We start from the raw sequence: 16,735 nt of genomic DNA, 5'->3' as shown, positions 1-16,735 counted from the left end.
AAGGATGTAAATTTCTTAGGAGTGAGTATGTCTAGTAATGTCATTTCCCTTTTTCCTGCTAAGCAGGTAGTGAACCGAAGTCGGTTGGTACTTTTGCCCGTCATTGGTTTGCTGATCTTTTTGGCAATGTGGCACTTAGCAGCGAGAGAAGTGCAAACCTCATTAGGTACGCTACCGGGGCCTGTGCAAACTTTTCAGCAGTTCAGCAACCTTGTCGATGACCATTGGCAAGAGCGAGAAAAGGAACAAGCGTTTATCGAGCGTCAGGAAAAACGTAATGCTGTGAAGTTAGCTAAGAATCCAGATGCGGAAGTGAAGATTCGTCCTTACACAGGTAAACCGACGTTCTTCGACCAAATCATAACAAGCTTAGTGACTGTAACCGCGGGCTTTTTGCTAGCGACGGTTATCGCGATTCCGCTTGGCATCGTGCTTGGTCTTAATCAAGGGCTGTATCAAGCGTTCAACCCAATCATTCAACTGCTCAAGCCTGTATCACCTTTGGCTTGGCTGCCTATCGTCACTATGGTCGTGAGTGCCACCTATGTGAGTGATGACCCGATGTTTGCTAAGTCGTTCATCAACTCACTGATCACCGTGGCGCTGTGTAGCTTATGGCCGACGCTGATTAATACCGCTGTGGGTGTAACGAGCGTTGATAAAGACTTAATCAACGTGAGTAAAGTGCTTCAACTTTCGTGGTGGCAGCACATCCGCACTATCGTTTTACCTTCTGCCATTCCAATGATCTTCACAGGTTTACGCCTCTCTTTAGGTATCGCCTGGATGGTGTTGATTGCGGCAGAAATGCTCGCTCAGAACCCAGGGTTAGGCAAGTTCGTTTGGGATGAATTCCAAAACGGCAGCTCGGCATCATTGGGTCGTATTATGGTGGCTGTCATCACCATCGGCTTTATCGGTTTGATGCTCGATAGAGGCATGCTGCAACTTCAAAAGTGGCTGTCTTGGAATAAACAACAAGCGTTGAGATAAGGGAAACGATCATGGAAAAAGCATTATTAGATCTAACGCGTTTAGGGATGCGATTCCCAACGCCAGATGGCGAGTTCATCGCGCTTAAGAACGTCGATTTACAAATCAATAAAGGTGAGTTTGTATCCCTAATTGGTCACTCTGGCTGCGGTAAATCAACGGTATTAAACTTAGTCGCAGGGCTACACATGCCAACAGACGGCGGCGTAATAGTCGATGGACGAGAGGTGGCAGGGCCGGGACCCGACCGCGCAGTGGTGTTCCAAAACCATTCATTATTGCCTTGGTTAACCGTGTATCAAAACGTTGAGCTTGCAGTAAAACAAATTGCCGGCAAAAAGGGCAAAGCGTGGATTCAGGAACAAGTGAACCACTATTTAGAGTTGATTCAAATGCAGCATGCTGCGCACAAAAAGCCGGATGAAATCTCGGGCGGTATGAAGCAGCGAGTCGGCATCGCGAGAGCACTGGCACTTCAACCAAAGGTTTTGCTGATGGATGAACCATTTGGCGCGTTGGATGCGTTGACACGTGCACACCTACAGGATGCACTGATGAAGATCCAAGCCGAGCTAAACAACACTGTCATCATGATTACCCACGACGTGGATGAAGCGGTGCTGCTATCCGACAAAATCGTGATGATGACTAACGGACCGGCGGCAACCATTGGTGAAGTGTTAGAAGTGAATTTACCTCGCCCTCGTGAGCGTGTAGCACTGGCAGATGATGCGCAGTATCAGAAGTGTCGACAAGCAGTGCTGAAGTTCCTTTACGAGAAGCAATCCAAAGTCGAGATTCCTGCTTCGAAAGAAGACAAACCCAAAACCGCAGCGCAAACGGCATAAGGAGGCAGCAATGAACAGTCCTTTAACGATCCCAGTAAAGAACGCATTGAGCCACATCGTTGTGGTAGGTAATGGTATGGTCGGGCAACACCTTGTCGAGCAATTGGTACAGAAAAACGCGCATTTGGAGCACCGAATTACCGTGATTGGTGCAGAGCGCTTTATCGCGTATGACCGTGTACAGTTGTCCTCTTTGTTTGCGGGTAAGTCTCATGATGATTTAATGCTGAGTAACCAAGAATGGTACGACATGCATGGCATCCAACTCGTACTTGGCAGCCAAGTAACAGGCATCGACAGAGAGCAAAAGCGCATTCTGCTTGATGGTGAAGATGTGCTGGGTTACGACCAACTCGTGCTCGCGACCGGTTCTTACCCGTTTGTGCCTCCAATTGAAGGTAAAGACCGAGACAACGTGTTTGTCTACCGCACGCTTGATGACCTTTCACAAATCAAAAAGGCATGTGAAGGCGCAAGAACAGGCGCAGTGATTGGCGGTGGCTTGTTGGGTTTAGAAGCGGCAAACGCACTCAAACTATTGGGGTTAGAAACTCACGTTATTGAATTTGCTCCTCGCCTGATGCCCGTGCAGTTAGATGATGGTGCTGGCTTGGTGCTAAAAGAGAAGATTGAAGCGCTAGGGCTAACCGTTCATACCTCGACGGGTACGGAGCGAATTTGCGATGGTGAAACGGCTAAGCATCGTATGGTGTTTAAAGACAAAGATCCTCTCGAAGTGGATGTGATTGTCTTTTCCGCAGGTATTCGCCCTCAAGATGAGCTGGCAAAAATGGCTGAGCTGGAAGTAGGCGAGCGAGGCGGTATTGTGATCAATAACCAATGCCAAACCAGCGATGAAAACATATACGCGATTGGCGAATGTGCCCTTTGGGATCAGAAGATCTTTGGTTTAGTCGCACCCGGTTACACCATGGCGAGAACCACTGCCGATGTTTTGACTGGAATGCCAAGCGAAGGTTTTAAAGGTGCAGACATGAGCACCAAGCTCAAGCTACTAGGGGTGGATGTGGCGTCTATCGGCGATGCACAAATGCAAACCGAAGGCGCACAAGAAATGGTATTGCAAGATGCGGTTGCAGGCATCTACAAAAAGCTGGTGGTTGATGCGAGTGGTACCCAATTGCTTGGTGCAATTCTTGTTGGTGACAACAGCGACTACGATGCGCTCTTACAGTGTTATTTGAACAAAACAGTCCTGCCAGACCACGCGGCGAACCTGCTGTTTGATACCGGAATGCTGGATGGAGAGATGCCAGACAGCGCTATCATTTGTTCTTGTCACAACGTCACAAAAGGCGACTTAGTTGCCGAGATACAAGCTGGCACTACCAACCTGACGGACCTTAAAGCCAACACCAAAGCCGGTACTGGCTGTGGTGGCTGTAGCAATATGGTCAAGTCGGTATTGGATACTCAATTAGCAGCCATGGGGGTAGAGGTTAACAACCACCTTTGTGAGCACTTTGAGCTCAGTCGCCAAGAGATGTTCCATATTTGCCAAGTGGAACAGATTAAAGACTTCGACACCTTAATTGCACTGCATGGCAAAGGGCATGGGTGTGATATCTGTAAGCCGACAGCAGCATCTGTGTTTGCTTCTTTGTGGAATGAACACATCATGGAGCCTCAACATCAATCTCTGCAAGATTCTAACGATGCCTTTATGGCAAACCTGCAAAAAGATGGCTCTTACTCAATTGTACCTCGTGTTCCGGGCGGCGAAATTACACCAGACAAACTCATCGTGCTAGGCGAAGTTGCTCAGCAATACGATCTGTACACCAAAATCACTGGCGGTCAGCGCGTGGATTTATTTGGTGCGCAGTTAGAACAGCTTCCTGAAATCTGGCAAACCTTAATTGATGCCGGTTTTGAAACAGGGCACGCCTACGGCAAGTCGGTCCGCACCGTGAAATCTTGTGTGGGTTCTACTTGGTGTCGTTATGGTGTTGATGACTCGGTCGGATTAGCCATTGAGCTAGAGAACCGCTACAAAGGATTGCGAGCGCCCCATAAGCTTAAGTTTGCCGTATCGGGCTGTACTCGCGAGTGTGCAGAAGCGCAAAGTAAAGACATTGGGGTGATCGCCACTGAAAACGGCTGGAATCTATACGTTTGCGGGAATGGCGGCATGAGACCAAGGCACGCAGATTTGTTTGCATCCGACTTATCCAAATCAGAGTTGATCACCATGATCGACCGAGTATTGATGTTCTACGTCAGCACCGCAGATCGCTTGCAGCGCACGTCTGTGTGGATGGAGAACATGGAAGGGGGCCTAGATTACCTTAAACAAGTGATTTTGGATGACTCTCTCAACCTATGTGACTCATTGGATGAGCAAATGGCGCGAGTCATAGATACCTATCAATGTGAGTGGAAGAGTACGCTGGATAATCCTCAAAAATTGCAACGCTTTCGTCCTTTCTTGAACAGCACGTCGGGCAGCAAAGTCTTGCCGTACCAGCGTGTGCGCGGTCAGCGTATTCCCGTGAAACAGGAGGTGTAAATGGCAGCTTTAACCAAAGTGAAATTGTGTCAGCTTGATGACCTAATGCCGTTCATCGGTGCCACGGTGTTGATTGAAGGCGAGCATGTCGCGTTATTCTACATTCCAGATAGCGGTGTTTACGCCGTTCAAGATTGGGACCCAATTGGTAAGGCTTATGTGATGAGTCGAGGGATTGTCGGTGATATTGATGGTGAGATGTGTGTCGCATCACCACTGTATAAACAGCACTTCAGTTTAAAGAGTGGGCAATGTTTGGAAGACGATGCGCACTGCCTAAAAACGTGGCAAGTAACGATCGACGATAATCAGGTTTGTTATTTAGCCGAAGAATGATCCTCGAAATTAGCTTGCTCGATATGAGTAAATGCTTAGCGTAAGAGACAAGCGAATAAAGCTCCAGAGACTGCACAGTATGGCTCTGGAGCTTTTTACTATTTGGAAGGATTCACTTGCAGTTCGGTATAGCCAGTCGAGTCGTCCATCGCTCTAGTGAACTCAAGTTCTGAGTAAGAATGGATGATCAATTCTGCGGTAGTATCAATCACTGTGCCTTCCAGCAAATGCCCACCCCAAACTCGTCCTTCACGATCAGACACCGAGATATGAACGTGTTGATGCTCAGGCGTCAGGGTTCCCATCACAGATACGATTTCAAATGGCTCTTGTTTGGTTAACGTACTCTCTGCACCTGCCAAACGAAGGTTGAGGTGAAAGATACAGCCAACGCATGAGGCAATCGAGCCTGCTTTGATACCATGCTGCTCGACCAATTTCGCTAGGCTCAGCTTTAAGTCCATGCCTTTGGTAAGGCGTACTGCTATCACTTCAATCGACATGTTATTTCCTAATCAAAACCAGCAAGCAGGAAAGCGCCGTATCCAAGTCGGCATAACGTTTGGCTTTGCCAAGTACGCGCATGCCTTGCATGTTGTTGAGAACAAAACGAGCAAGCTCTTCTGGTTTAAGCGTTTTCGGCACTAAGGTTTCTTTTTGTGCATTGGTCAGCGCATCCGCAATGATGTCGATAAGATGGTCAAACAAAAAATGCCCTTTACGCAGTACATCATCGTCTTCACCTGCGTGCTCAATCAACGCATTTTGAATAAAACACCCACAGCTGCGTGTGCGTTGCAGCTCAGCAAAAGATTTAAGGAACGATTCTAATTCAGGTAAAGACGCGTCGTCTTTTTCCAAATCATTCAGTGAAGGTAGCGAGACCTTCTTCAAGTAAGTATCGAGCGCCTCGTAGTAGAGCTGTTGCTTGTCACCATAGGTGTTGTAAAGACTGAAGCGGTTGATGTTCAACTCGTCGGTGAGATCCGAGATGGACGTGTTCGCAAAGCCCTTGCGCCAAAACACATCCATAGCCACGAGAAGCTTTTCATCTCGGTCGAAGTTGGCTTTTCTTGCCATAAATTACCTGCCTGGGTCTGCTTATCGGGTAATTAAATTGCTTTGGAGGGATGGTACAGAGAACCTCTAGCGTTCGAACTGAACCAATATGATGAATACCCATCTATTCTTGGGTATCAGCCTCCAAATTCATGTGAACTCACAAACGGCATCAAAAATCTCGCTCAGCAAACAGCCCCACAACTGTTTGAAAATTTTTGATAGTGAAGTTCTTGACTGATCGTTTATAAACTGGCTACAGTATATCCTAACCAATCGGTTAGAAAAAGATAAAAGGATGTGAAATGAAGCTCTATGAAACCGCAATGACTCCAAGTTGTAAGCGAGTTAGCATTTTTCTAAAGGAAATCGGTGGCGAGGTTGAGCGAGTTGCGCTGAACGTTCGTGAGGGCGATAACCTATCTGAACCGTTTAAATCGAAAAGCGTGAACGGCAAAGTGCCTCTGCTGGAACTGGATGATGGTAAGACGATCTGTGAAAGCGTGGCGATTTGTCGCTACCTAGATGAAGCGTTTGAAAATGATCTGGCGTTGTTTGGTGCTAACCAGCTCGAACGTGCTCAGGTGGAAATGTGGCATCGTGTGGTGGAGTTCCAAGGACTAAATGCGGCATTTCAGGCGTTTCGAAACATGACCGGAGTTTATGGAGACAGAGAACGTTGCGTTGAAGCATGGGGCGAAGAATCAAAACAACGCGTCTATGAATTTCTGCCTGTCTTAGACAAGCGGCTTGAACATAATGATTTTATCGCCGTAGACCATTTTACTATCGTCGATATAACAGGCTTTATTTTGATCAGTTTCGCAATTAAAGGCCTAGAAATTGATGTGCTATCGACGTCGCCAAACATTGCTCGATGGTATAACCAAATTTTAGCTAGACCTGCATTTCAGAGTTAATGTATTGCAGCGAGTGGATGATAGCTCGCTGCTACCACCTTACCGATTCTTAACTCAGCAGGATATTCAAATTTTTTCAGATTTTTCTTATTTTTTCTCCTATCGCCTATAATTGGAAAAACAACCTCAATTTGCTTCGTTGCGTTTTAGAGCCTTGAGCTCTTGGTCCGTAGACGCTCTCTTTCATCATGGAAAGTCTAATAATAGACAAGGAGAGGTCATGAGTATTCAAGTGAAAACTATCAATAATATTCTAATCGCCCTGTTAATGGTTTCGGTTTTTGGTCTATTCGCACTGTACCTCAATTACACACAGCAGAATGAACAGATTGAAAGGCTGCAAAGTCAGTTAATCGAAAAAGAGCATCAGATACTAATTTCTAATGAAGCGTTGTCTTACACTCGATATCAACACCAATTATTAGCCGAAGACTACAGCCGTTTTAGAAATGAGCAGTCAGTGACTAGTGTTTTGCGTTAGCCAGTAAAGCAACCGTATTAAGGAGGAAGATGAAACCCATTCTTTTGGTCGATGATAGTAAAACAGTCCTGCTTTACATCAGCAGTGCATTGGAAAAGCAGGGCTATGAAGTGGTTGCAGTTGAAGACGGAAGAGCGGCGCTTGAAGTGCTAACCCACCGCCCTGATATTCAGTTTGTGCTGAGTGATTTAATGATGCCTGGAATTAATGGTATTGAATTGTGTCGCCAATTAAAATCTAAAGTTAGCGAGCGTTACATTTTCTTTGTTCTACTGTCTTCTAGAAATGACCAAAGTTCGATCGTGAAAGGCATTGATGCTGGCGCAGATGATTTCGTAGATAAGAAGACGTCTGTAGAGGAACTTCAGGCCAGAATCCGTGCGGGGTTTCGTACTTTAGAGCTGCACAACAAACTCGTTGAGAGAAATAAAGAACTAGATGCGGCCTATCAAACAATTCACCAAGACCTGCAGTCTGCGAGTCATCTGATGGAGCAACTACTCCCTGCTGAATCAACTATCCAAAATATACAGTTTAGTTATGTCTACAAACCATGCTCCCAGATTGGTGGTGATATGTTGGGGTATTTGGAGCTCGATGAACAACATGTTGCGTTTTATGTATGTGATGTTTCTGGTCATGGTATTTCTTCAGCTTTGATGGCTTTTTCTATTCAACAGACACTATCTCAAAGTCAGGGGCCTGATTCGATCACGATGGAGTTGAGAGATGACGGCTATTACGTAAGTGAGCCAGCATCTGTGATTGAACGGCTAAATCGGCGTTATCAGCAAACTAGAAACAGTCAACTTTACTTTACTATGGCTTACGCCATTCTTAACACAAAATCAGGGCAACTTAGCTATTGCACGGCTGGCCACCCCAGGATCTTAGTTTGGCGAGCGAGTACGAAAACGATGGAGCAGATAGGTGATGATAACTTTATCGTTGGTGCAATGCAGCCGATGGAATATAGCGGTAACCAAATTAGTCTAGATGAGGGCGATGCATTGTGGCTTTATTCGGATGGTTTGATTGAAGCGAGGCAGGGTGAGGAGATGTTTTCACTACAACGATTGGCATCGAGTATAAAAGCTGTTTGCACGCTGCCAGTTGAAGATCAAGTGGGAGACGTCTTTAAAAAAGTACAATCTTGGCACAACGAAGATGAGTTTGATGATGATGCCAGCCTTTTACAGGTAAAATGGCATGGTGAGAGGCTCGATTTTAAGGAAAAGAATGTCAAAGAGCGAATTTAAACGAACTTACGGGAGCTCCCTTACTCACTCACGAAGTGCGAGCAAAGACGTTGTTCGGTTTTTGATGGGTCATCAAATCCCCTTAAATGCAATTCAATCATTGGAGCTTTGTGTCGTTGAGCTCATGAATAACGCTTATATTCATTCTTACAGTGAAATAGAAGGCCTGCCAATTGAAGTGGAGTGTAGGGTTGGGGATGACCAAGTGTCCGGTTTCGTGGAACTGAGAGTCTCTGATTGCGGAGCGCCGATCAATGAAAAGACGTTCATCCAACATAAAAATAAACAGATTGAGGCACCTAACTTAATGGATGACGATAGTTGGTCCTCCTCAGGTCGCGGACTGATGTTAGTCGCTCAATTATCTGACCTGTTTACATTGGAAAAAGGTTTCGAAAACAATACGTTTGTTGTAGTGAAAAGGAATAGGGAGAGAAACTAACAACCAAGCAAAGTCGATTTGCTTCACTTGGTCCCTAGCGTTAATCTGACGGTTGCGTTGTATATCATTGTTATTTTGTATTCGTTGTTGGTGCCGGTGATAGTAACGCCTCCAACTCTTCTGGTGTTAGAATATCACTGATGTTTAACATATTACTTTCATCATCTAGCGCCATCTTTGTACGGCTAAGTAAGTACCTTTTTTGAGTTGGTGTTAAGTCTTTGAGAGACTCAATCAACTCCCTGAAATTGCTATTATTCATTGCCATATTTCCCCCAGTTAAGCCTTGAATTTCTTTATTGCATATTCTTCAAGTAAGTGAAGATTTGTTGATTAATTGCAGCTAGCTCTTTAGTAACTATAGCTATATCTGAGCTATCTGGCGCTGTATCGTTTCTGGTTTTTTCTTCTATTCTTTGAAACGCAATGACCGCGGTGTCTTCTCCGAAACTCTCTAGAATGCCCTTTAAACTATGAGCTAATAGATAGAGTTCTGACCAACATTTGCTTGCATATAGCTCATCTATACGCTCTATATCATTCGTGTGATCTTCAAGGTATGTAGAAAAAACAGTGACGATCAGATCTACGTCGTTATCCATGTATGTATTGAGAACATCAAAATTAATCATGTATACCCCTATTAAACGTTGAGGTAGAGGAATGTTTCGGATAATGAAGGCTTAGCCGAAGGTATGAATGGCATAACCAGTATTTGAGCAGAAATAGTTTGCTTGTCGCTTGAGATAAACTTACAAAAAGAAAGTCATTGTTAAAGATATTTTGACTTATATCCAAACGGCAATGGTCGAAATGTAGGGATGAAAAAACTTCAACTCGCGTGTTTTTAACACAAGTAGTAAAGGGGATGTTTCCAAGTAAAACGCCGAGTCGGTAAGTGTCTTGCAGTCCTAGTTTAAGGCTATCGTTACATACGGACGCCAGACGTTCGCCAACTTTGACTATTCCTTCAGTCAAGGCTAACTCTCCTCATTAAGTACAAGTATAAATTAGCAATCTAGTTGCATATTGGCAAGTGATCTGCGGCAAAAAAGGGACTCGCGTCCCTTTTGTATTACTAGCTTTGCTTAGAGTCCTGTTCTATTTGCTTCATAAGCTCGTTGGCTTTCTTCATAGCGCGTCTTGCGCTTGAAGTCCTTCGCTTATTAAGTAATATATCGGAGAAGCGTAAGTATTTATCAGCAGTTTTGAATCTTAAATCGTTAACATCCTGAAAACCAATAGGAAAGTTTTTCGAGAACAGATCCACATCCTTCACCAAGTTATCGAGATGAGTTGTCGTCCTTGCCTTTTCTAGGCGAGAATAAAAGTTTTCAAACTCTTCTTGGAACAGGATTCTAGCGGCATCTTCTGGAAACGGTAGAGGGCTGTTGGAATCTAGCGCTGTCTCATATAATTTCATTTCCAGCACTGCATCTTTCATCGCATTACTTATCTGTAAGTTCTCTTGATGCTCTTCTACGTTTGAAAAGAAGGTGTTCCCAACCTTAATAAGAGCAACAAGTGCAGCTGCGTCTTTCTTTTGGAGTGCTTCAGTGAGGTGCTGACCGAAAACATCGCTAGATAACGAACTTGGCGTGAAAGGATAACCTTGATGAATCTGATTTAACTCATCCTTGAGCTCATAGATGGATTTACTGCCGTCTTCTTTACTGTACCGAGACTTTTCAAGTTGACTATTGATTTGCCTTGCTATCGAAAGTAACGTGGAGTGCTTGCTTGACTGAATATCTAAGGCAAGAACTTCTATTTTATGTGAGTCAGGGTAGTAGGTTTTTGCTTTATCAAGTATGGACTCAATTTCATCATAATTCGGGTAGTTGTTGGCATCAGAATTCAAAACCTGATCAATTTCAGATTCAAACTCGCTGAGAATATAGGTCTTGTGTAAGCGTAATAAGCCAGCCTTAACGACTGGATGTAAGCTTTTTTCACTATTAATCAGTGCTAAACTTTTTTCTGCTGGCGTATCAAGCTGCCACTCTTGTCCGGCAATTTGATCATTTTGCTTGCTAATAACGGTTTCCAAAGTGGCGATGGTTTCTTGTTGCTGCTGATAACCAAATACAATGCCGCTAACTAATAATATACTCGCTGCCGCGCCGCTAGCGATAGGCCAATAGCGCATATTCAATTTGCGTTTCAACTGCTCAGGGGTCAGCTCGTTCGGAATGATGCCAGTTGAAAATACGCTTGAAAATATTGGCCACTTAGATGCGGGCATGTTAGTTGGTTTAGAGACCTTGATCTTCTGTTTGAGAGCTTCATTAACTGGAGTTCTTGCGTAAGGGTGTTTGCAACTCAATAACTCGTAAGCAATACAAAATAGAGCAAACATATCGTCGCTTAAGTTCGGTTCCTTACCGGATAACAGGTTGAGTGATGCATAGTTGGGAGTATAACCAAGCGTTTCAACATTTTCGGATTTACGTTTAGCCGCATATTGATCCTGCTTTAATTGATGAGTTTTAGATACACCAAAATCAAGCAACTTAACGTTACCCTCAGACGTTAAAATCACATTAGCGGGCTTTAGGTCGGCGTGCACTACACCAAGAGAGTGAGCATATGAGAGCGCATCGAGTACCTGATTTAGGATTGATAAAGTTGCATTAAACTTCAGCCCATGCGGCCTAGAACGCTGTATTAAACTCTCTAATGTTTCTCCATTAATATACTCCATAACTAAAAAGTATATTTCGCCATCAACACCAAAATCAAAAACCCTAATGATATTAGGGTGGCTTAACCTTTGAGTTTGTTGAGCTTCACGTATTAACATGCGTGCAGTCTCTGGTTGAGAAGCAAACTCTTTCTGTAATATTTTTAACGCAACGTAGGGTGTTTCTGAACCTGAAGATTCAAGAATCTTATCTTTAGCTAAGTAAACATCGCAAAGCCCACCATGCCCAATAACCGACTCAATTTCATACCGATTTTTAACGGTCGTTCCTATTAAGCTTTCGTTAATAACATCTTTGTTATTATTTAATGAGTCATCTTTATTGTTTTTTTTCTTATTAACTAACGGAGTGTTTTCTTTTTGAGACAGTTTTGTATTTGTTTCATTTTTATTTTTAACGGAGGTTTCATTATTAGTGAGTTTGGTTGATTTAATTGCATTGTCTCGTTTTTGAGTCTTTACAATTTTAGTTTTATCTCCGCTCTCTTCGTTATTTATAGAATTGTTTTTATTACTGTCTTCCATCACAAGAACTCCGTATAAATGATGGGGGAATATATACCTTTCTGCTCAATGAAAAGTCATTATGTTAGAATTTCTCGGCCAAACTAACATTCGTTTTTTTATTGATGAAAGTCTAAGTGTCAAAAATTTGAACTTGGTTGGATAATTAAAATTGTTGAACAATACGTGATTGCTTTGATAAAAAAATGATTCATTATTCCGTGCATGATTTTCAATGGCAGTATTAATGTTTTTATTAATCTTACTGTTAATAAGAAAGTAGTTAATAATAAAATTAAAAATAATATCTAGCAGGTCTTTGGCGAGGTTTACATGAAGTTGGTTTTAACCATAACAAGTTTTCACAAATTTACTCCAGAGATTGAGAGTGAGTTCGTGTTTGAATCAAGTGATGAACATGCCAAGGTTACATTTGGTAGGTCTGAACAATGTGATTGGACACTACCAGATCCTGAAAGAGTGGTATCCGGAACTCACGGAGAACTGATTAAGTTTGGTGACAAATACTTGATAAAAGACCTCTCAACTAATGGTACTTTCGTAAATAATGCTGTAACTCCTGTGGGTCAAGGAAATGAAATAGCACTAAGCAATGACGATATGGTTAGCTTAGGGGATTATCAAATTTCAGTTTCTGTTCAAACAGATACAGATGTATTCAGTCTTGAGACAAGTAAAAGTCTTTCTAGCGCTCCCCCTGAAGTAGTCTCAAGTCCATCGGAAGAGGAATTTGTTGACCTAGGCCTTAGTGCTAGTGAACTATTAAACGAAAGTGTTCCTTCTGACTTTCAGCTAGATATTGGTTTAGTCGATGATTTTATTGATATCCCAAAGCCCGAAAAACAGAGCACCGTATCTGAAACTTTACCGAAAGTTAACCGACAATCAGAGCACCTATCGACTCCCAACTTTGATACCAATGGGGGTGAACTTGCGGCTTTTGTTAGAGGGGTGGGTATAGATCCAATGATGATTCCCAGCGATAACCGAGAGGAATGGTTCGAACAACTGGGGGAGTCATTTTCTTTGATGCTAGTTGGTTTAATGGAAACACTGCATAACAGAGCAGTGTTTAAACAAACAAATCGACTTAGTCATACCGCATTTCGTAAGTCAGAAAATAACCCTTTAAAGTTTTCTGCAAACTTAGAAGATGCGATTCATAACTTATATAACCGTCAAACCGCTAGCTTCTTAAAGCCAAATGCAGCCATTAAAGAAGCATTTAATGACATCGAAAGTCATGAGCAAGCCTTAATGAAAGGTGTTGAAGGTACGGTTTCGAGTGTTATGTCACTTGTTGAACCTACTTCTATATACTCAGATGCTTTAGCGAAAGACACGGTTATTAATAAGGTTATTCCAGCTAGAAAATATGCTCAAAGTTGGAAGAGGTTTGAGGATATTCATGAAAAGTTATCCGATGATATTATCAATAAAGAGTCTCCGTTCTATTTAGAAGACTTCGCTAAGCACTATGAATTAGCATTAAAAAACAAAGGCTAGGAATTAGGGTGATGAAAAAGTTTTACCAATATATTTTGTTATTAATTTCAATAGCTTTATTTGGGTGCTCAGCAGCGAACCTAGTTGTTGATCCATACTCAGATTTAGAAATAGCAGCAAGTCATAACATTAATCCTGATTCAAACGGCAGGCCTTCTCCTGTAGTGGTGTATGTATTTGAATTAACGTCAAATACCATTTTCGAAAGCCAGGACTTTTTTTCTATTTATGAAGAAAGTGAAAAAGTCTTAGGACCTGATTTAGTGAATAAATATGAAGTTTCATTAACTCCAGGTCAGAAAGAAACATATCAAGCAAGTATGTCTCCAAAGACAGAATATTTAGGCATTGTCGTAGCGTTTCGAGATATTGAAAACTCAAATTGGCGACAAGTCATTAAAGTGGATAAGACCGGTTACAACACATATCAAGTATTGTTAGAAGATCTGTCTTTGGTCGTTAAATAACGTTTAGTTGGCTAATTATAAATGACGCAATACTCCAAGACGGCTTGGTGCGAAGGAATGTTTTTACGTCCCCAGCACTTCCAACAACAAGAACGCGCAACCTCTCAAGAATTCAAGGGCTTACATCAGTTAGGTGGGGCTTACAATTGGGGAGTTTGGAAATGTCGAGTAAAAAAACACGCGCTAAAAGATGGTCTTATTGAACTTGAGCATCTTGAAGCTGTTTTGCCAGATATGACGTTGGTTAATACGTTAATATCCAACGATTCAGTTTCGCCTCTACTTATTGATAAAAACACTGAAAATACGTTAGTAAAAATAACTCTCCCTCTTTCAAGTGTTACAGGTAAAAACGTTTCGGATGTAAGCGAATCGATCGTCTCTCGTTATGTACTTCAAGATATCGACGTGATAGATAACCTTACAGGACAAGATGAAGAAACCATCCAAGTTGCAGCCCTTAACCTAGAGTTGAAAGCGAGTAATGACAAATTAGCGGGTTATGTGGAGTTACCTATCTTAAGGATCAAAGAGGTAACTCCTGAAGGGGAAGTTATACTAGACGATGAGTACGTTCCTCCGCTTATCAATCTCCTTAGCGACAAAGTTATGTCAGCCTATCTACGTAACGTTATCGCGATGACAAAGATGCGTGCTGACGTTATTGCGCAGCGCTTGATTAAGGGTAAATCTGCATCGGCATCTGCTGTTGATTTCATCATGCTCCAAATGCTGAACCGATATGAGGCGAAGTTAAAGCATTTCAGTGAGTTAGATAGGTTACATCCACTGGAATTAGCGACGACACTTAAAGGTTACATTGGTGAGTTAGCCACTTTTTCTAATAAAACTAAAAGAGTCCCAAGTTTGCTTGCGTATGATCACTTAGATGTATCAAGTGTTTATAGCGAGTTGAATCAGATACTCAGTCAGTACCTCAGTGTTGTTCTTGACCAAACTGCGACCAAACTTCCGTTGGAGCCTCGCCAGTACGGTATTCAAGTGACGCCACTTCCAGATAAACGCTTGCTTGAGTCATGCCAATTTGTGCTAGCAATTAAAGCAGATACCACAACAGATGAAATAAGACGCCTGGTCCCAGCGCAACTCAAGTTTGGCCCGGCAGAACAGATTCGCGATCTAATTAATAATCAAATCAACGGTATAAACGTAGTGCCGTTGAGTGTCGTCCCGAGACAGATTCCTTACCAAACGGGCTATGTCTATTTCGAAGTTGTCAAGAAAGGGCCATTTTGGATGAGGCTAAAAGATAGTGGCGGTATTGCGCTTCACCTATCAGGGCATTTTCCGAATGCTGAACTTGAGCTTTGGAGTATTAATCAATAGGCGCGCTCAGTATGGAACAAACGATCGTAAAACCAACACCGGGTGGAAGAGCACCCGCATCGAAACCACAATCAGAAAAGTCACTGGATAATACCGTAGTTATCTCAAAAAGCCCTGAATTGGTGAACAATGATTCAGTGGTCGCTTATGGGAATAACTCTCTACTAGCAGAGGCGAATGGCCTGTTATCTATTATCGGTCAAATTCGGTCGACAGCGACTCATTCCGATCCGTTGTTTCTAAAAGAGACATTGGCACAAAAGCTTAGAGATTATGAGAACCGATTACGTCAGCATGACGTTGATTTGGATACCATTGATACAGCTCGTTATTGTTTATGCTGTTCACTAGATGAAGTTGTCCTTAACACCAATTGGGGTGGGCATTCATTCTGGAGTCACGATTCATTACTTAGCTCCTTCTATGCTAGCAGTCAAGGTGGGGAAGCGTTCTTTAAGCATCTTGATAAGTGCATGGCGAAACCAGATGCGAACTTAGATTTGCTTGAACTAATGTATGTGTGCTTATCTCTCGGGTTTCTGGGTCAATACCGTTTAGAAAAAAATGGACTGGAATCGCACCGGAAATTGAGAAGACAGGTTATTGCTACTCTTAAGTCTTATGGGAGAGGAGTCCCTCAGGAGCTAAGTAATAGTATCGACCAACACATTTTGAATGGCTCAAAAGCTTCTGATAGAGCCCCTCTTTGGGTTGTATGTTCTGTAACGGCGGCATTATTGGTCTGCATATATATGTATTTTAGCTATGAGCTAAATAAGGCATCCAATCGCACCTTTTCTCAATTAGTCAATTTGATTCAACCGCAACAACTTAACCAAGATGCAACGTCAGAATCAAAATCAGCGCCAATTGCAGAAAAGATTTCAATGTATCTAGCAACTGAGATCGGTAAGGGGCTAATCAATGTTGAGCCGCTGCAAGACAGGGTAAGAATTTCGTTAAAGTCTCAAGATCTATTTGAATCAGGTAGTGCTGATGTTGTCGCTTACATCCAACCCGTTATTTCTAAGCTTGCGAGAACATTGGAGTCGACCCAAGGCAAGATCATTGTTACTGGTCACACCGACGATAGGCCTATTTTCACGAGTAAATATCCCTCGAACTGGCACCTATCATTAGCTCGAGCCACTGCTATGTCTGAACAACTGATCTCGAATAGTGCATTAGAAGGGCGAGTGATACCCGAGGGATTGGGGGATGCAAGACCATTAGTTGAAAACAGTAGTGATGAAAACCGAGCTATTAACCGCCGGATTGAAATCGACCTTCTTGTCGCGAATTAATAATAGGTAGATAG

At 42.8% G+C, this 16,735-nt stretch carries 17 protein-coding genes; 12 read left to right on the top strand and 5 right to left on the bottom strand.

All coding sequences use genetic code 11. The features are described from left to right. The first annotated feature begins 27 nt into the window (after window positions 1-27). From R7P74_RS03965 to nirD, 4 genes are read left to right on the top strand one after another with little or no spacing between them, the layout of a single operon-like run. Window positions 28-993 carry an ABC transporter permease gene (locus R7P74_RS03965; RefSeq protein WP_053302884.1) on the top strand — a complete coding sequence of 322 codons (966 nt, stop codon included), beginning with the start codon at window positions 28-30 and terminating at the stop codon, window positions 991-993. 11 nt (window positions 994-1,004) lie between these two features. Then, a complete protein-coding gene (locus R7P74_RS03960; protein ID WP_005450080.1) occupies window positions 1,005-1,841 on the top strand; it encodes an ABC transporter ATP-binding protein in 837 nt (278 codons plus the stop codon). A gap of 10 nt (window positions 1,842-1,851) precedes the next feature. Then, complete coding sequence (gene nirB / locus R7P74_RS03955) at window positions 1,852-4,371, top strand: nitrite reductase large subunit NirB (protein WP_318122691.1); 2,520 nt, start codon at window positions 1,852-1,854, stop codon at window positions 4,369-4,371. Beyond that, on the top strand, window positions 4,372-4,707 hold the full coding sequence (gene nirD / locus R7P74_RS03950; RefSeq protein ID WP_047009252.1) for a nitrite reductase small subunit NirD: 336 nt from the start codon (window positions 4,372-4,374) through the stop codon (window positions 4,705-4,707). A 98-nt stretch (window positions 4,708-4,805) separates the two neighbouring features. Here nirD and R7P74_RS03945 read toward each other — a convergent pair whose 3' ends face one another. Then, window positions 4,806-5,210, bottom strand: coding sequence for a PPC domain-containing DNA-binding protein (locus R7P74_RS03945; protein WP_225473143.1), 405 nt, complete (start codon window positions 5,208-5,210; stop codon window positions 4,806-4,808). 1 nt (window position 5,211) lies between these two features. After that, window positions 5,212-5,787: a TetR/AcrR family transcriptional regulator gene (locus tag R7P74_RS03940; protein WP_225473142.1), complete on the bottom strand. Its 576-nt coding sequence runs from the start codon at window positions 5,785-5,787 to the stop codon at window positions 5,212-5,214. A gap of 284 nt (window positions 5,788-6,071) precedes the next feature. Between R7P74_RS03940 and R7P74_RS03935 the strand changes: the two genes are divergently transcribed. The 4 genes from R7P74_RS03935 (at window position 6,072) to R7P74_RS03920 (ending at window position 8,868) form a co-directional block, all read left to right on the top strand. Continuing rightward, a complete protein-coding gene (locus R7P74_RS03935) occupies window positions 6,072-6,686 on the top strand; it encodes a glutathione S-transferase family protein (protein ID WP_225473141.1) in 615 nt (204 codons plus the stop codon). 220 nt (window positions 6,687-6,906) lie between these two features. Then, entirely contained in the window at window positions 6,907-7,167 is a 261-nt protein-coding gene (locus tag R7P74_RS03930; RefSeq protein ID WP_017820228.1) for a hypothetical protein, read from the top strand. 29 nt (window positions 7,168-7,196) lie between these two features. After that, entirely contained in the window at window positions 7,197-8,426 is a 1,230-nt protein-coding gene (locus R7P74_RS03925; RefSeq protein WP_225473140.1) for a PP2C family protein-serine/threonine phosphatase, read from the top strand. After that, window positions 8,407-8,868 carry an ATP-binding protein gene (locus tag R7P74_RS03920; RefSeq protein ID WP_025998580.1) on the top strand — a complete coding sequence of 154 codons (462 nt, stop codon included), beginning with the start codon at window positions 8,407-8,409 and terminating at the stop codon, window positions 8,866-8,868. The genes R7P74_RS03925 and R7P74_RS03920 overlap by 20 nt, the downstream gene beginning before the upstream one ends. A gap of 70 nt (window positions 8,869-8,938) precedes the next feature. Here R7P74_RS03920 and R7P74_RS03915 read toward each other — a convergent pair whose 3' ends face one another. The 3 genes from R7P74_RS03915 to R7P74_RS03905 all read right to left on the bottom strand — a co-directional run bounded on the left by R7P74_RS03915 (window position 8,939) and on the right by R7P74_RS03905 (window position 12,097). Next, on the bottom strand, window positions 8,939-9,130 hold the full coding sequence (locus R7P74_RS03915; RefSeq protein WP_025767706.1) for a hypothetical protein: 192 nt from the start codon (window positions 9,128-9,130) through the stop codon (window positions 8,939-8,941). Between the two features lie 34 nt (window positions 9,131-9,164). After that, on the bottom strand, window positions 9,165-9,500 hold the full coding sequence (locus R7P74_RS03910; RefSeq protein WP_031781126.1) for an Hpt domain-containing protein: 336 nt from the start codon (window positions 9,498-9,500) through the stop codon (window positions 9,165-9,167). A gap of 446 nt (window positions 9,501-9,946) precedes the next feature. Next, window positions 9,947-12,097, bottom strand: coding sequence for a serine/threonine-protein kinase (locus R7P74_RS03905; RefSeq protein ID WP_225473128.1), 2,151 nt, complete (start codon window positions 12,095-12,097; stop codon window positions 9,947-9,949). A 312-nt stretch (window positions 12,098-12,409) separates the two neighbouring features. Here R7P74_RS03905 and tagH point away from each other — a divergent pair, with 312 nt between their 5' ends. Genes tagH through tssL form a run of 4 tightly spaced genes read left to right on the top strand, consistent with a single transcriptional unit; the run spans window position 12,410 to window position 16,721 of the window. After that, complete coding sequence (tagH, locus tag R7P74_RS03900) at window positions 12,410-13,603, top strand: type VI secretion system-associated FHA domain protein TagH (RefSeq protein WP_053307738.1); 1,194 nt, start codon at window positions 12,410-12,412, stop codon at window positions 13,601-13,603. 11 nt (window positions 13,604-13,614) lie between these two features. Continuing rightward, window positions 13,615-14,070 (top strand): type VI secretion system lipoprotein TssJ, encoded by a 456-nt coding sequence (gene tssJ, locus R7P74_RS03895; RefSeq protein ID WP_005375933.1) that lies wholly within the window; start codon window positions 13,615-13,617, stop codon window positions 14,068-14,070. Between the two features lie 21 nt (window positions 14,071-14,091). After that, on the top strand, window positions 14,092-15,417 hold the full coding sequence (tssK, locus tag R7P74_RS03890) for a type VI secretion system baseplate subunit TssK (protein ID WP_080276943.1): 1,326 nt from the start codon (window positions 14,092-14,094) through the stop codon (window positions 15,415-15,417). An 11-nt stretch (window positions 15,418-15,428) separates the two neighbouring features. Further along, complete coding sequence (gene tssL, locus R7P74_RS03885; RefSeq protein WP_053307737.1) at window positions 15,429-16,721, top strand: type VI secretion system protein TssL, long form; 1,293 nt, start codon at window positions 15,429-15,431, stop codon at window positions 16,719-16,721. Window positions 16,722-16,735 lie beyond the last annotated feature (14 nt).

The sequence above is a fragment of the Vibrio sp. 2033 genome (assembly GCF_033339735.1).
The sequence above is the reverse complement of the archived record's forward strand: the minus strand, read 5'-3'. Positions and strand labels throughout refer to the sequence as shown.

Bases quoted from the DNA above. Each gene is read 5' to 3' on its own strand.
- R7P74_RS03965 (WP_053302884.1), top strand. From the start codon at position 28: ATGTCTAGTAATGTCATTTCCCTTTTTCCTGCTAAGCAGGTAGTGAAC.
- R7P74_RS03960 (WP_005450080.1), top strand. From the start codon at position 1,005: ATGGAAAAAGCATTATTAGATCTAACGCGTTTAGGGATGCGATTCCCA.
- nirB (WP_318122691.1), top strand. From the start codon at position 1,852: ATGAACAGTCCTTTAACGATCCCAGTAAAGAACGCATTGAGCCACATC.
- nirD (WP_047009252.1), top strand. From the start codon at position 4,372: ATGGCAGCTTTAACCAAAGTGAAATTGTGTCAGCTTGATGACCTAATG.
- R7P74_RS03945 (WP_225473143.1), bottom strand. From the start codon at position 5,210: ATGTCGATTGAAGTGATAGCAGTACGCCTTACCAAAGGCATGGACTTA.
- R7P74_RS03940 (WP_225473142.1), bottom strand. From the start codon at position 5,787: ATGGCAAGAAAAGCCAACTTCGACCGAGATGAAAAGCTTCTCGTGGCT.
- R7P74_RS03935 (WP_225473141.1), top strand. From the start codon at position 6,072: ATGAAGCTCTATGAAACCGCAATGACTCCAAGTTGTAAGCGAGTTAGC.
- R7P74_RS03930 (WP_017820228.1), top strand. From the start codon at position 6,907: ATGAGTATTCAAGTGAAAACTATCAATAATATTCTAATCGCCCTGTTA.
- R7P74_RS03925 (WP_225473140.1), top strand. From the start codon at position 7,197: ATGAAACCCATTCTTTTGGTCGATGATAGTAAAACAGTCCTGCTTTAC.
- R7P74_RS03920 (WP_025998580.1), top strand. From the start codon at position 8,407: ATGTCAAAGAGCGAATTTAAACGAACTTACGGGAGCTCCCTTACTCAC.
- R7P74_RS03915 (WP_025767706.1), bottom strand. From the start codon at position 9,130: ATGAATAATAGCAATTTCAGGGAGTTGATTGAGTCTCTCAAAGACTTA.
- R7P74_RS03910 (WP_031781126.1), bottom strand. From the start codon at position 9,500: ATGATTAATTTTGATGTTCTCAATACATACATGGATAACGACGTAGAT.
- R7P74_RS03905 (WP_225473128.1), bottom strand. From the start codon at position 12,097: ATGGAAGACAGTAATAAAAACAATTCTATAAATAACGAAGAGAGCGGA.
- tagH (WP_053307738.1), top strand. From the start codon at position 12,410: ATGAAGTTGGTTTTAACCATAACAAGTTTTCACAAATTTACTCCAGAG.
- tssJ (WP_005375933.1), top strand. From the start codon at position 13,615: ATGAAAAAGTTTTACCAATATATTTTGTTATTAATTTCAATAGCTTTA.
- tssK (WP_080276943.1), top strand. From the start codon at position 14,092: ATGACGCAATACTCCAAGACGGCTTGGTGCGAAGGAATGTTTTTACGT.
- tssL (WP_053307737.1), top strand. From the start codon at position 15,429: ATGGAACAAACGATCGTAAAACCAACACCGGGTGGAAGAGCACCCGCA.